The sequence below is a fragment of the Cupriavidus sp. 22TCCZM01-5 genome (assembly GCF_057798915.1).
This window is the reverse complement of the sequence record NZ_JBYOJR010000009.1, coordinates 98,729-113,093: the sequence shown is the minus strand read 5'-3', so window position 1 is coordinate 113,093 and position 14,365 is coordinate 98,729. Positions and strand designations below refer to the sequence as shown.

14 protein-coding genes are annotated in these 14,365 nt (G+C 65.6%); 12 read left to right on the top strand and 2 right to left on the bottom strand.

Annotated features, from left to right (window positions below):
* Positions 1-22: 22 nt before the first annotated feature.
* A complete protein-coding gene (locus tag AC3FNH_RS11490) occupies positions 23-343 on the bottom strand; it encodes a hydroxyquinol 1,2-dioxygenase (protein ID WP_488720133.1) in 321 nt (106 codons plus the stop codon).
* A 381-nt stretch (positions 344-724) separates the two neighbouring features.
* Between AC3FNH_RS11490 and AC3FNH_RS11485 the strand changes: the two genes are divergently transcribed.
* Entirely contained in the window at positions 725-2,272 is a 1,548-nt protein-coding gene (locus tag AC3FNH_RS11485) for a methyl-accepting chemotaxis protein (protein ID WP_488720132.1), read from the top strand.
* Positions 2,273-2,316: 44 nt separating this feature from the next.
* On the opposite strand, the gene AC3FNH_RS11480 is transcribed toward AC3FNH_RS11485, so the two are convergent.
* A complete protein-coding gene (locus AC3FNH_RS11480) occupies positions 2,317-3,489 on the bottom strand; it encodes a patatin-like phospholipase family protein (RefSeq protein WP_488720190.1) in 1,173 nt (390 codons plus the stop codon).
* Between the two features lie 287 nt (positions 3,490-3,776).
* Between AC3FNH_RS11480 and AC3FNH_RS11475 the strand changes: the two genes are divergently transcribed.
* The 11 genes from AC3FNH_RS11475 (at position 3,777) to AC3FNH_RS11425 (ending at position 14,243) form a co-directional block, all read left to right on the top strand.
* The gene (locus AC3FNH_RS11475; RefSeq protein WP_488720189.1) at positions 3,777-4,409 is read left to right on the top strand and encodes a malonic semialdehyde reductase; all 633 of its coding nucleotides are present in this window, start codon (positions 3,777-3,779) and stop codon (positions 4,407-4,409) included.
* 435 nt (positions 4,410-4,844) lie between these two features.
* Positions 4,845-5,741, top strand: a complete 897-nt coding sequence (gene dapA, locus AC3FNH_RS11470; RefSeq protein WP_488720131.1) for a 4-hydroxy-tetrahydrodipicolinate synthase — start codon at positions 4,845-4,847, stop codon at positions 5,739-5,741.
* Positions 5,742-6,318: 577 nt separating this feature from the next.
* Positions 6,319-6,840: a DNA-binding protein gene (locus AC3FNH_RS11465; RefSeq protein ID WP_276098551.1), complete on the top strand. Its 522-nt coding sequence runs from the start codon at positions 6,319-6,321 to the stop codon at positions 6,838-6,840.
* 214 nt (positions 6,841-7,054) lie between these two features.
* Entirely contained in the window at positions 7,055-8,179 is a 1,125-nt protein-coding gene (locus AC3FNH_RS11460; RefSeq protein WP_488720130.1) for a LacI family DNA-binding transcriptional regulator, read from the top strand.
* A 43-nt stretch (positions 8,180-8,222) separates the two neighbouring features.
* Positions 8,223-9,245, top strand: coding sequence for an ABC transporter substrate-binding protein (locus AC3FNH_RS11455; RefSeq protein ID WP_276098550.1), 1,023 nt, complete (start codon positions 8,223-8,225; stop codon positions 9,243-9,245).
* Positions 9,246-9,318: 73 nt separating this feature from the next.
* On the top strand, positions 9,319-10,137 hold the full coding sequence (locus tag AC3FNH_RS11450) for an ABC transporter permease (RefSeq protein WP_488720129.1): 819 nt from the start codon (positions 9,319-9,321) through the stop codon (positions 10,135-10,137).
* 10 nt (positions 10,138-10,147) lie between these two features.
* Positions 10,148-11,014: an ABC transporter permease gene (locus tag AC3FNH_RS11445; RefSeq protein ID WP_276098547.1), complete on the top strand. Its 867-nt coding sequence runs from the start codon at positions 10,148-10,150 to the stop codon at positions 11,012-11,014.
* Positions 11,007-12,068, top strand: coding sequence for an ABC transporter ATP-binding protein (locus AC3FNH_RS11440; protein WP_488720128.1), 1,062 nt, complete (start codon positions 11,007-11,009; stop codon positions 12,066-12,068). The genes AC3FNH_RS11445 and AC3FNH_RS11440 overlap by 8 nt, the downstream gene beginning before the upstream one ends.
* Positions 12,065-12,907, top strand: a complete 843-nt coding sequence (locus tag AC3FNH_RS11435) for a phosphodiesterase (protein WP_488720127.1) — start codon at positions 12,065-12,067, stop codon at positions 12,905-12,907. Before AC3FNH_RS11440 ends, AC3FNH_RS11435 begins: the two co-directional genes overlap by 4 nt.
* A gap of 168 nt (positions 12,908-13,075) precedes the next feature.
* A complete protein-coding gene (locus AC3FNH_RS11430; RefSeq protein WP_276098544.1) occupies positions 13,076-13,459 on the top strand; it encodes a lysozyme inhibitor LprI family protein in 384 nt (127 codons plus the stop codon).
* Between the two features lie 4 nt (positions 13,460-13,463).
* Positions 13,464-14,243, top strand: coding sequence for an N-acetylmuramoyl-L-alanine amidase family protein (locus AC3FNH_RS11425; RefSeq protein ID WP_488720126.1), 780 nt, complete (start codon positions 13,464-13,466; stop codon positions 14,241-14,243).
* Positions 14,244-14,365: the final 122 nt, after the last annotated feature.

Below are 14,365 nucleotides of genomic sequence, written 5' to 3'. Positions count from 1 at the left end.
CGCATCTGAACGGAGCAAGGCGTTACGCCAGAGCACCATCAAGATAGAGATCGACATTGCGAGCAGGAGCGTCCGAAGGCCACTTCTGGTCCAGACCGGCCACAAAGCGGGCGCCGTCGTAATACGGATCCACATTGCGCGCACCGTCGACATACGGGCTGCGCGGCTCCTGCACCGAACGGGCGCCTTCGGTGTACGGATCTCGTGCATCGCTGACCGAACGGGCACCATCGGTGAACGGGTCGCGTGCGCCAATGTGTGACAGGCCGGCGGCTTGTGCACCGGCGGCAGCGGCAACCAGGGCGATAGCGAGAACAAAGCGCTTGGTGATGTTGGTAGTCATGATCGATTTCCTTTAGCAATAAGTAGGTTTGAGGTCCGGCGGAGACCGCTTCGTTGCAACTCGCCGCCCGGCCTTGGAAAGCATTAAAGGAAACCGATGTATCTCGCCTGTAAAGCGTGCGAGCCCCGTTTGTCGGAGTGAGTGTCATCGCCGCGGAGCGATACAAAGCGGTACAAATTCCCCACCATGGACGCGGCAAACGTGCCGGATATCTCGTCAGAGGTGCGGCTTCGACCGCATCGCGGCGCGTGCGGCCCGGAAGCAGATCGACAGAGTGACGCCGCAGGCAGTTTCTCAACTTATGCCGCCCCATGCCGTTAAGACGCCTGCCATTCCAGCCACTACTCCGGCATCCCGCCCCTATATCAAAACCCCCCGGCAATGAAAATCGCAGTCAAACTCCCGCTAGCCTTCGCCGCAGCCCTCCTCGTCATGTTCGCCGGCGCCCTATACGGCCTCAGCACCCTGAACAGCTCTATCGACGAATACAACAACGTGGTGCTGCAGCGAGTCGAAGAAGAGCGCCTCGTCACCGCGATGCTCGTCGACTTCAAGGAGCAGGTCCAGGAGTGGAAGAACACGATTCTGCGCGGACACGATGCGGCCAGGCTGGAGAAGCACTGGTCCGCATTCGCCGCCCGTGAGAAGGCAGTCCGCGAACGTGGCGCGCTGCTGGGCAAGCGGCTTGCCGAGGGCAAATCCAGGGAACTGGTCACGCAGTTCAACCGTGCGCACGAAGCGATGGGCGCGGGGTATCGCCGCGGTTTCGAGGCGTTCAAGGCGGCCGATTTCGACCCGACCGCAGGCGACCGGGTTGTCGCGGGCGTCGACCGGGAGCCAGCGCGCCTGCTGGAGGAAGCCGCGCGCCTGATCGCCGCGGATACCGCGGCCGTGTCCGCGCAGACGGCGGCAGCGGCGAGCCGCGCTGCCACGCTCAGCTACGTCCTGATGTTCGCGGCGTTCGTCTGCGGGCTGGCCGGCGCGATGCTGTTCAGCCGCACGCTGACCAGGCCGCTGTCGCGTGCGCTCAATGTCGCCCAGACCGTGGCAAAGGGCGACCTGTCGACACGGATCGACACGCGCGGCAAGGACGAGATCGCGGCGCTGATGCACGCGCTGCACGACATGCAGCACAGCCTGTCCGAGGTCGTTGGCCTGGTCCGCCGCAATGCGGAAGGGGTGGCTGCGGCCAGCAGCCAGATCGCGAACGGCAATTTCGACCTCTCGGCCCGCACCGAGCAGCAGGCCGCTTCGCTCGAGCAGACCGCTGCCAGCATGGACGAGCTGACCGCTACCATGCGCACCAACGCGGAGAATGTCGAACAGGCATCCCACCAGACCACAGTCGCCCGAGATATCGCCCGGCGCAGCGCCGACATGATGGGCGACGTCGTTACCACCATGCAGGAGATCGCGGACCGCTCGGCGAAGGTGGCCGATATCGTCGGCGTGATCGAAGGCATTGCCGTCCAGACTAATCTTCTGGCGTTGAATGCGGCTGTCGAGGCGGCGCGCGCCGGCGAGCAGGGACGCGGCTTCGCTGTAGTCGCCAATGAAGTCCGCACGCTTGCGCAGCGCAGCGCGGTGGCCTCGCGCGAGATCAAGGCGCTGATCGACGTGGCGGTCGAGCGGGTCGCAGCCGGCCATGCGCTGGTCGGCAACGCCGGCGGCACCATCGAAGAGATGACTGCCGCGATGGCGCAGGTGTCCCGCTTTGTGAATGAAATGGCCGCGGCGTCCGGCGAGCAGAGCAACGGCATCGAACAGGTCAATATGGCCGTTGGTCAGCTCGATCAGGTCACCCAGCAGAATGCCGCGCTCGTCGAAGAGGCATCGGCGGCTACGCAGTCGATGGCAGAGCAGGCGAGGGCGCTGCGCGAGGCGGTGGCGGTGTTCCGGCTTGGCGGGCAGGGGATGGTGGCTGCGTGATTCAATCCGATTCCTTCAGGCGCTAAGCCCTCCGGGAAGGCGCTTCATCCGCACCCACCCGGCATCTCCGTGCTGACCCGATGCACTGCAATCCCCTCTATCGGATCCAGCGGCTCGCGCCATGGGGCACGCTCCAGTGCGCGTTGCGTGTCCTTGTACCCGGCCATCCAGCGGCGCTCGATCCCGCAAGTGGAGAAGTCGATATCGCGGTGAATGTCGTTGCCGTCGAGTTGCGGCGCGTCGAGCTCGACTACATGCATGGTCGTCCCGCATCCCCAGCCGAGCAGTTCCTGCACGTCGGCCTGCACGCGTTCGCTTTCGGGGATGTGCTTGCCCAGTTCGCGGATCACATGCCGCAGGCGGTGGATCTGCCGCTGCCGCTCCAGATGGGATTCCGCCCGGCTGGAATACTGGATATCCCGCAGCCGGCTCATCACCTGCCAGATGGAATCGGGCTCCGGGCCGCTGGCGGGCCAAAGCTGCACGGCGAAGATCAGCGAGCTGCGGCGCGGGCGGTCGTCGAGAATCGCTTCCAGCGGCGTGTTCGAATAGATGCCGCCGTCCCAGTAGGGCTCGCCCTCGACCTGTACGGAAGGGAAGCCAGGAGGGAACGCCGCCGAGGCCATCACGTGATCAATATTCAGCGGCGTGTCGCGGTTGGTGAAGTAGCGCATGCGGCCGCTGCGGACACTGACCGTGCCGACCGTCAGCCTTGTCTGCCCGGCGTTCAGGTAGTCGAAGTCGACCAGCCTGGCCAGGGTCGCGCGCAGCGGCGAAGTCGAGTAGAACGCCGCCCTGGCGAGGCCGACAGTGGCGCGTACGCCCAGCCACCAGGCATCGGGGCTTGGGGTGAAGAACGAGGGAATGCCCCGGGTTGTGACCGACAGCACCCGCAGCCAGTCCTCGATCTGTCGAAAGCCGCCGCTCCCTTCGGCAGCGCCGCGATAGGCAACGCCGTCCCAGAATTGCTTGAGCCGGGAGAGCCGCTGCTCAGGCGGATTGCCGGCGATGATGGCCCCGTTGATCGCCCCGATCGAGGTGCCGATCACCCATTCCGGCTCAAGACCCGCCTCATGCAGGGACTGATAGACGCCCACCTGGTAGGCGCCGAGTGCGCCACCGCCTTGCAGTACCAGCACGACCTGGCCCGGTAGCTCCGCGAACGACGTTCCAGCATGCGCGGAGCTGGCGCCTGGTGCTTTTGCGTTCTCGCCCATTTGCTCCCCCAGTCTGTCGTGGCACAGGGACGCCAACTGTTCGCCAGTATCGCCCTGCATATCAGGGCCGGCAATCGCCAACTGACGGTGTCGCGGCGCCTTTTTCCCCGGAGTGGCGCTTCAGATACCGGAGCCCTGCGTTTGCCGGCGCATACCGCAAGTTCTTCGGATCTATGCAGAATCCGGCCGCGCGACATCGCGGCGGCGCGCGGCGTTACCTATGCTGGACAGAAGCGGCGATCCGGCCGGGCAGCCGCGTGGTTCCATCTCATTTCAAGGAGACAACCGTGGACAAGCGATTGAGTGAAGAAGGCATGGATCTGATCTTTCGCGAGGCTCGCACGCACAGCGCGTGGCTGAACAAGCCCGTGAGCGACGAGACCCTGCGGCAACTCTATGACCTGATGAAATGGGGGCCGACCAGCGCCAACTGCTGTCCCGCGCGCATTCTGTTCCTGCGTACCCCTGAGGCCAAGCAGCGCCTGTTGCCCGCGCTGGCACCGGGCAACGCAGAAAAGACCATGGCCGCGCCGGTCACGGCCATCATCGCCTATGACATCAAGTTCTACGAGCTTCTACCCAAGCTGTTTCCGCATGCGGACGCACGCTCATGGTTCACCGACACGCCGGAACTCGCGCTCACCACCGCAAGGCGGAACAGTTCCCTGCAGGGCGCGTACTTCATGATTGCGGCCCGCTCGCTGGGGCTCGACTGCGGGCCGATGTCCGGCTTTGACAATGCCAAGGTCGATCATGAATTCTTTCCCGCGGACCCGAAGGAGAATGCCTTCCAGCTTGAATATTTCCCGGACAGCCATGTGAAATCGAACTTCCTGTGCAATCTGGGCTATGGCGACCCTGCCAAGCTGTTTCCGCGCAGCCCCCGCCTGGATTTCGACGAGGCATGCAAACTGCTCTGAAGCAACTGGTGTCGCGCGACCGGGCGCGGCGCCGGCCCGCGACACCCGATCGCTTGCGGGCGCCGGCGTCCGAACTTCAATCCGTGGCGTGGGCGCAGACCATGGCGCAATATCACTATCGTGTATTGGATGATGAAACGCCTTCCAGGCCGCGCTTGACGAAATTGCCGAGAAGCGGATAGATTGGCGCAACCATGAGCCGCCGCCCCGCCTCCTTTTCCCTTGACCTCACTGCGAACCAACCGCAATGGGGCGCGCGCGCCAAATCCAAAAAACAGTCGCTCACCTGACCGGAGCGCGCTGTTCCGTCAGTTGAGCGACGGAACAGCATCAGTGTAGAAGACGGTCTGCCAGTTTCCCCCCTTACTGTCTTGAGCGCCTCTTGCTCCGTCGCTTGCCTGCGCGGTTTCCGAATCGGTCGATCCGGAGCATGCAATGCAAGAAGTGGAACATCTCTATCGTGGTATCTGGCTACCCCTGGTCACCCCTTTTCGCAACGATGAGGTGGATTACGTCGCACTGCGGCGGCTAGTGGCTTATTACCGCTGCAGTGGCCTGGCGGGATTAGTGGTGTGCGGCAGCACCGGCGAAGCCGCCGCGCTCGATGAGGCGGAACAGCTGGCGGTGCTGGATACCGTGCTGGCCGAGGCGGGGGAGTTGCCGGTCATGATGGGCCTGGCCGGCAATAATCTCCGGCATGTGCTGGGCCGTCTGGACAGGATTGGCGAACGTCCGCTGGCGGGCGTCCTGGCGCCTGCACCGTACTACATAAGACCGTCGCAGGAAGGATTGAAGGCATATTTTCGCGAGCTGGCCGACAGATCCCGCGCACCACTGGTGCTGTATGACATTCCCTACCGGACCGGTGTGACGCTGAGCGCTGAAACGCTGCTTGCGTTGGCGAACCACGGCAATATCCGGGGTATCAAGGACTGCGGCGGGAATGCTGAAACCACACAGGCGCTAATCGCCGATGGCCGCCTGGCCGTCCTCGCGGGGGAGGATCACCAACTGCTTGCCACGCTGTGCATGGGCGGCCAGGGCGCGATCGTTGCATCAGCGCACATTCGGCCTGATCTCTTCTCGGCGTTGTGGCGCGCGGTGGCTGACCAGCGCCTGAGCGTTGCCCGCCATCTTTTCCATGCCCTGATGCCGCTGATTCGGCTCGTGTTTGCGGAACCTAATCCAGGTCCGATCAAGACACTGCTGGCCAGGCATGGCTGGCTGTCTGATGAACTGCGATTGCCAATGACGTCGGCTTCGACCGCGCTAGCTGAGCAATTGGCGATTGCGTGTGAAGCCTTGGATTCGCGACACGTGAATGCTTTGTAGTTGCGCAGGCTGGAGGTAGGCGTACGGTCACTGCCGTATGTCTGCCCGTTATTGTGAGTGAGGACTGTGTCCGAATGCCAAGGACCTTCGCCTACGGAGCTGGCGGGAGGCTCGGTACAGGGAACTCGGCGGCGAGGACGACTCGCCGGCCGAATCGCCGATTCCAGAGTCGTCTCAACGCGGCCTTACCTCCATGGCACGACACTTTTCCGATGCACCCGGATTTTGCTTAATTCTCGGTTGTCACTTGACAGCCTACGATTGCTTATCTAGCCTCGGAGATATAGATGGTCGTCCGTGCCAAACACCCGAAGAAGGAAGTCGAAGAAGCGCTAAGGTACGCGGAGTCGCAGGGCTGGCGCGTCGAAAAGGCGAAGGGAAACGGACATGCATGAGGCCGCATCTACTGCCAGCCCAACGATAAGGGATGCCGCAGCGGCGAGTTCTGTGTCTTCAGCATCTATAGCACGCCGAAGAGTCCGTTCAACCACGCTGACAGGGTCAGGCGGATCGTGGACCACTGCTCGTATCGGTACGAGGAAGCAATACCGCTTAAGCTGCATAAGAGGACCTAGCCATGGAGTATGCATTCACCCTCAGATACCAACTGTCGCAGGACGACAGCGATCCCGACACGCTGGTCGAGCGGCTCTATGAAGCCGGGTGTGACGACGCGATCGTAGGAACGGGCGTGGCCGGCCGGATCGCGCTCGCCTTCGACCGCGAAGCTGAATCCGCCAGCGCTGCCATCATGAGCGCCCTTGCCGATGCCAGGCGCGCAATGCCATCTGCCACGCTGATCGAAGCCGCTCCCGATCTGGTGGGACTCACCGATATCGCCGATGCCGTTGGCATGTCCCGCCAAAACATGCGTAAGCTGATGCTTGCCAATCCGGATTCATTCCCGGCACCAGCGCATGAAGGCACCAGCTCCCTCTGGCACATGATGGAGGTTCTCTTGTGGATGAGCGGAAAGGGCTATGAGATTGAGCGGGGACTCATTGAAACCGCATCCACGACCAAGCAAGTCAACCTGGCCAGGCGCGCCCGGGATGTGGTTCCGGCGATGGCGCGGCAGTTGCGGGCATTGCTAGCGTAGGGCGGCAGGCAATACGACTCGCGCCGCTGTCATCGCCCTGTCATCCCGGCCTTCGACAATGCGCAGCGAAGCAGGGGGCCGAGCCTTCCCGGCTGACCGCGTGACGCGGCGCAGCGACGGAATGTCTTGACTCCCGATTTTTTCCGCCTTCAATGAAAACGTTTTCATCCGGCCCCGCCGCTCTGGCTGCCCGGAATGCTCGAATCAGGTAGCCGTGACGCGAAGACACATTCCCGAACCCAGGCCAGACAGCGGCGGCGCGACGCTGCTCGACGTGGCTCAGGCCGCGCGCGTGTCGCTGGCGACCGCGTCGCGCGTTTTCAGCGCACCCGGCATGGTGCGCGAGAGCACCGCACAGCGTGTGCTCGACGCGGCGCACAAGCTGAGCTTTCGTCCGAACCTGCTTGGCAGCAAGCTGCGCGCCCAGCAGTCCCGGATGATCGGCGTGATGCTGCCGACGATGGACAACACGGTATTCGCCGAATGCTGGCGCGGGATCGAGGAGGCGGCGCTCGCCGCCGGCTACTCGCTGATGCTGGTGACGAGCGGCTACGACCCGGCGCGCGAGCGCGAGCGCGTGGAGTACCTGCTGCGTCATCGCGTCGACGGCATGGTGCTGACCGTGGCCGATGCGGCACGCAGCGCGGTGCTGGACCAACTCGACGGCGAGGGCGTGCCGTATGTGCTCGCGTACAACCAGGCCAGCGCACGCGGCCGTCGGCATTCGGTTTCCGTGGACAACCGCGGCAGCGCCTGCGCGGGCGTGGAGACGCTGATCGCGGCCGGGCACCGGCGCATCGTCGTGGTCTCTGGCGCCTTTGTTGCCTCGGACCGCGCGCGCCAGCGCTTTGCGGGCTACCAGGACGCGATGCGCGAACACGGGCTGGAGCCGGTCCCGGCACTCTGCCTGCCGTCGCACACCGCCAGCAATGCGGCGCAGATCCGCGCGCTGATGGACGCTGACGACGCCCCCACGGCCTTCTTCTGCACCAACGACCTGCTGGCGATCGGCGTGATCGCCGATCTGGGCCGGCTCGGCCTGCGCGTGCCGGCCGACGTCTCCGTGCTCGGCTACGACGGCATCGCGCTCGGCAGCGTGGTAGAGCCGACGCTCGCGACCGTGGTGCAGCCCAACACCGACATCGGCACCCGGGCCGTGCGCCATCTGCTGGCGCGGCTGCGGGCCACGCCCGACGGCGCGCCGGCGCCCGCGCGCGTGACGCTGCTGCCCCACGCGTTGCGCGTGACCGGCACCATCGCGGCGCCGCCGGCGCGTGCGAATCCGGGCATTCCCGCGCATGTCCCGCGCGTTGCCGCACGAATCCGGCGTATCCCATAACCCAGCCTTCCACCACCGACAGTTGCCAACCAAGGAGCCTCACATGCAACCGTTCTCCGCCTGGCGCCGCCCGCTGCGCCGGATCGCCCTGATGTTCGCCGCCGCGGCCTTCAGCCACGGAGCCTTCGCGCAGACCGCCATCTGCTACAACTGCCCGCCCGAATGGGCCGACTGGGCCGCGCAGATCCGCGCCATCAAGGAAAAGACCGGCGTTACCGTGCCGCTGGACAACAAGAACTCCGGGCAGTCGCTGGCGCAGCTGGTGGCGGAGAAGGCGAGCCCGGTGGCCGACGTGGTCTACTACGGCGTGACCTTCGGCATCCAGGCCAAGAAGGACGGGGTGACCGCACCGTACAAGCCAGCGCACTGGAACGACATCCCCGATGGCCTGAAGGACCCGCAGGGCAACTGGTTCGCGATCCACTCGGGCACGCTCGGCTTCATGGTCAACGTGGACGCGCTGCGCGGCAAGCCCGTGCCACAGTCGTGGGCCGACCTGCAGAAGCCCGAGTACAAGGGCCTGATCGGCTATCTCGACCCGGCCAGCGCATTCGTCGGCTACGTCGGCGCGGTCGCCGTCAACCAGGCGCTGGGCGGCACGTTCGACAACTTCGGCCCCGCCTTCAAGTACTTCAAGGACCTGCAGAAGAACCAGCCGATCGTGCCGAAGCAGACCGCCTACGCGCGCGTGCTCTCCGGCGAGATCCCCATCCTGCTCGACTATGACTTCAATGCGTACCGCGCCCGCTACAAGGACCACGCCAACGTGGCCTTCGTCATCCCGAAGGAAGGCACGGTCGTGGTGCCCTACGTGATGAGCCTCGTCAACAAGGCCCCGCATGAGGCCGAGGGCCGCAAGGTGCTGGACTTCGTGCTGTCGGACGCCGGCCAGGCGCTGTGGGCCAATGCCTACCTGCGCCCGGTGCGCAGCAGCGCGGTTTCGAAGGAGGTCCAGGCACGCTTCCTGCCGGCCTCCGAGTACGCGCGCGCCAAGCCGGTCGACTTCGGCCGCATGGCCGATGTGCAGAAGGCCTTCAGCGAGCAGTACCTGAAGGAAGTGCGCTGAGCACGCGCTGGTAATGGTCAGTCGTCCCCGCGCCCCGCTCGCGCGGGGACGACGCCACGGCAAGGCCCATCCCATGACAAAGCGAAATCTCCTCCTGTTCGGCTTCGCACTGCCGGCACTGGTCGTCTTCCTTGCGTTCTTCTGCCTGCCGATGGCGCGCCTCGTCGCGGTCAGCGTCGAAGGGCCACAAGGCGCGGGCGTGTACTGGACGGTGCTGACGAGTCCCCGCTATCTGCACAGCCTGATGGTGACCGTGCTGCTGTCCGGCGCCGTCACGCTGGCGACGCTCGTCATCGCCGGCATCGCCGGCACGTTTCTGCAGCGCAACCCCGTGCCGGGCAAGCCCGCGCTTGTCGCCGTGCTGACGTTCCCCCTGGCGTTCCCCGGGGTGGTGATCGGCTTCATGGTCATCATGCTCGGCGGACGCAACGGCCTTTCGGCGATGGTCGGCGACTGGCTCGCGGGCGAGCGCTGGGCCTTTGCCTACGGGCTTGCCGGCCTCTTCGTCGGCTACCTGTACTTCTCGATTCCGCGCGTGATCCTGACCGTGATGGCGGCGGTGGAGAAGCTCGACACCTCGCTCGAGGAAGCGGCGCGCTCGCTCGGCGCGAGCCCGTGGCGCGTGGTGCGCGACGTGATGCTGCCCGCGCTGATGCCGGCGATGCTCTCCAGCGGCGCAATCTGCTTCGCGACCAGCATGGGCGCGTTCGGCACGGCATTCACGCTGGCCACGCAGCTCGACGTGCTGCCGCTGACGATCTACAACGAATTCACCAACTACGCCAACTTCGGCATGGCGGCCGCGCTCTCCATCCTGCTGGGCAGCGTGACCTGGGCCCTGCTCGCGGTGGCGCGCTGGTTCTCCGGCGATGCCGTCGCCGCCACCGCCTAGGAGCTCGATCATGTCTACCGTTCGCCCTGGCCTTCGCTACTGGCTGCAGCTCGCGCTGACGCTGGCGGTCTGCCTGTTCATGATCGTGCCGGTCGTGCTGTCCGTGCTGGCCGGCCTCACCAACAACATCTTCGTCGGCCTCGCCAGCGGCCTTACCACTCGCTGGCTCGAGGAGGTCTGGTCGCTGTACCGCAATACGATCTTCCTGTCGCTCGGCATCGCGCTCGCATGCCTGGCCTGCACGCTGGTGCTCGGCGTGCCCGCCGCGTACTACATGGCGCTGCGCCGCAACCGCGTCACGCGCCTGATCGAGGAACTGCTGATGTTGCCCGTGGCGATCCCGGGCCTTGCCACCGCGCTCGGCCTGATCCTGCTCTATGGCCAGTGGCAGGCGCTGCGCACGAGCTGGGTGTTTATCCTGATCGGCCACGTGCTGTTCACGCTGCCGTTCATGGTGCGTGCCGTGCTGGCGATCCTGTCGGCCATCGACATCCGCACGCTCGAGGACGCGGCCGCCAGCCTTGGCGCCGGCCGCATGCAGCGCTTCTTCACGGTGATCCTGCCGAACTGCCGCCAGGGGATCCTGGCCGGCGCGCTGATGGTGGTCACGCTGTCGGTCGGCGAGTTCAACCTGACCTGGATGCTGCACACGCCGACCACGCAGACGCTGCCCGTGGGACTGGCGGACAGCTATGCGTCGATGCGGCTCGAGATCGGCTCCGCCTACACCATCGTCTTCTTCGTGATGATCATTCCGCTGCTCGTGCTGATGCAGGCGCTGGCCGCCATGGGCGCGCGCGCCCGCAAGCACGTGCGCGCCGAGGTGCCGGCCGTGACCGCCGCGCCCGCCACCCCTACCGAGACCCGTCATGCATGAACCCACGACCATCCGCCTGCGCCGCTGCGGCAAGACCTTCGCCGACGGCGCACTGGCGCTGCAGCCGCTGGACCTGGACATCGGCGCCGCCGAGACGCTGGTGCTGCTCGGCCCCTCGGGCTGCGGCAAGACCACCACGCTGCGCATCATCGCGGGACTGGAGTCGCCGGACGCTGGCGGCGAGGTCTGGTTCGGCGACACCAATGTGACGGCGCTGCCGATCGAGCAGCGCGGCGTCGGCATGGTGTTCCAGAACTATGCGCTGTTTCCCAACATGACGGTCGCCGAGAACATCGGCTACGGCCTGCGCGTGCGCCGCGTGGACGCCGCCACGCAACGCCGGCGCATCGACGACATGCTTGGCATGATGCATCTCGGGCCGTTCGCCGACCGCCGCGTCGACCAGCTTTCCGGCGGCCAGCGTCAGCGCGTGGCGCTCGCCCGCGCCATTGCCGTGCAGCCGCGCGTGCTGCTGCTGGACGAGCCGCTGACCGCGCTCGACGCCAAGCTGCGCGACGCATTGCGCGCCGACATCAACCAGCTCCTGCGCAGCCTGCGCATCACGGCCGTCTACGTGACGCACGACCAGGCGGAGGCGATGGCGCTCGGCGACCGCATCGTCGTCATGGACCGCGGCCGCATCGCGCAGGCAGGCACGCCGCAGGAGATCTACCGCGCGCCGGCCAATGCGTTCGTCGCGGATTTCATCGGCACGATGAACCGCCTCTGCGCCACGGCGGAGCACGGCGGCGCGTGGCGCGTGCCGGGCGGCGTGGTGCCGCGCGACCCCAAGACCGTGGCCGGCCCGCGTGCCGAACTCATGTTCAGGCCCGAGGACGTGGCGCTCGCGCATGCGGACAACGCGCATGTGCAGGGTGCCGTGATCACCGCGCTGTTTCTCGGCAACTGCACGCGGCTGCTGGTGGATGTCGGCGCCGGCGCGCCGCTGATCGTCGACACCACGCGGCGCGACGGCTGGCAGGCCGGCGATCGCATCGGATTGCGCGTCGACACCGCGCACATGATCACATTGGCGGAGGCCGAGGCAGCATGAACAAGCCCTATCTCGTTGCGCATGTCACCGACCTGCACATCAAGGCCGGCGGAAAACTGTCCTACCGGATGGTCGATACCGCCGGCGCGCTGCACCGCTGGATCGACACGCTGCTGGCCCTGGCGCAACGCCCGGACATCGTCATCATCACCGGCGACCTGGTCGACTTCGGCGCCGAGGCCGAGTACTGCTTCCTGCGCGACATCCTGCAGCGCCTGCCGATGCCATACCGCCTGCTGCCCGGCAATCACGACAGCCGCGGCGCGCTGCGGGCGGTGTTTGCCGATCATGACTACCTGTTTGCCAATGGCGACGGCGAGGCGCCGGTCCACTATGCCGTCGACGCAGGGCCGCTGCGCCTCGTCGGTTTCGACTGCACGGTGCCGGGCAAACCGGGCGGGCGCGTCGATCCCGCCGCGCTGCCGTGGCTGCAGGCCACACTCGCCGCCGCGCCGGCCACGCCGACGCTGTTGCTGCTGCACCATCCGCCGTTCTACACGGGCATCGGGCACATGGACGAACAGGGGCTGGAAAATGCGGCGGCGCTCGAAGCCGTCGTGCGGCTGCACCCGCAGGTCGAGCGCATACTGTGTGGCCACCTGCATCGCCACATCACGCGGCGCTTCGCCGGCACCATCGCGATCACCGCGCCCGGTCCCGCGCATCAGGTGGCGCTGGACCTGGACCCACAGGCACCGTCGCGCTTCCGCATGGAGCCGCCCGGCTACCTGTTGCACTGGTGGCATCCGCAGCACGGCCTGGTCACACACGCCGCCGCGATCGGCGAGTATGGCCCACTGCATCCGTTCTTCGATGCGCACGGCAAGCTGATCGACTAAGCGGTTACCGGGACAGGTGGCACAGCCGCGCCTCTCCAGGTGAGGCGACAGGGACCCGGTGCGGCAGTTGCCCGTACCGGATAAACTGTGCGCGGCCATTCAGCCCGTGGCGGGCGGCACGCGTTGCGCGCCTGCAGCCACTCTTCCTCTTCCGTCATTCCAATGCCAATGAAAGCCATCCTTTCCACCCTGACCTTCGCCCTGCTGGCTCCGCTTGCTGCGCATGCCGCCAACGAATGCGACAAGTACCGCACCAGCTACGACAAGACGTACTGCTTCGCGAAGTTGTTCCTCGAATCCGACAAGGAATTGAATTCGAGCTACAACGAGTTGCGTGGCCTGGTCGGCGACAGCGTGAAGCAGCAGTTGAAGGACACCCAACTGGCCTGGATCAAGTACCGCGACGCGTCGTGCGAGTCTAGCGGGGCCATCGACGTCGACTGCAACTACCGCGTCAACCGCGACCGCGCCGAATACCTGCGCGACCGCGTGCGCGAATGCAAGGCCGGCACCTGCCGCAACGACATGATCAGCAAGAAGTCCTGGAACTGATCCGATGACAGGGGCGATCTCTCGCGGCCGCCGGGCAGTGTTGGCTGGGCTGGCGGCCGGCTTTTCGGCCGTCGCCTGCGCGTCGCAGTCGCCCGCCAGCCCGCGGCCGGTCCGCATCGTCATCGATCCCGGACACACACCGTCGCAAGGCGGCGCATTGGGTGTACGTGGCATCCATGAGGTGCACTACAACGACCGGCTGGCCTCGCAGCTGGTACAGGCGCTCACGCTGGCCGGGTTCGATGTGGCCCTCACCCGTGGCCCGACCGAGAACGTGTCGCTGGAAGCGCGCGCCCAGTACGCGAATGCACGGCAGGCGGACCTGTTCCTGTCGATCCACCACGATTCCGCGCAGATGCAGTATCTGGAGAAAGCCAAAGCGGGCGATCTCGATGCATATCGGACTACGCGGCCCATCGCCGGCTATTCGATCTTCGTGTCGCAACGCAATCCGCGCTTCGCGCAGAGCTATGTATTCGCGCAGATCCTCGGCGAAGAAATGCGCAAGCTGGGGCGCGCGCCGACGTTGCATCATGCGGAACCAATCGCCGGCGAATCGCGGGAACTACTGGCGCCAGATTTTGGTATTTATCGCTTCGACGATCTGGTTGTCCTGCGGCAATCCGTGATGCCAGCGGTGCTGCTGGAGGCGGGGGTCATTGTGGATCCGGCTGACGAGGCTTATGTCAGTGATCCGGGGAACCAGGCTCGCATGGTTCATGCGGTGGTTGTAGCGGTGCAACGGTATGTGGCGATGGTTCGGGCCGGCGACGCGGGGAGATGATGTAGCGGCGCTGGAGATCGTGAGGAGGTGGTGGCCTTCGATTCAATATCCCGAAACTGGCTGCATAGCCTATGACCTACCGCAGCGAAACCTGATCGCTTGACACGAACAGTCATAGCATC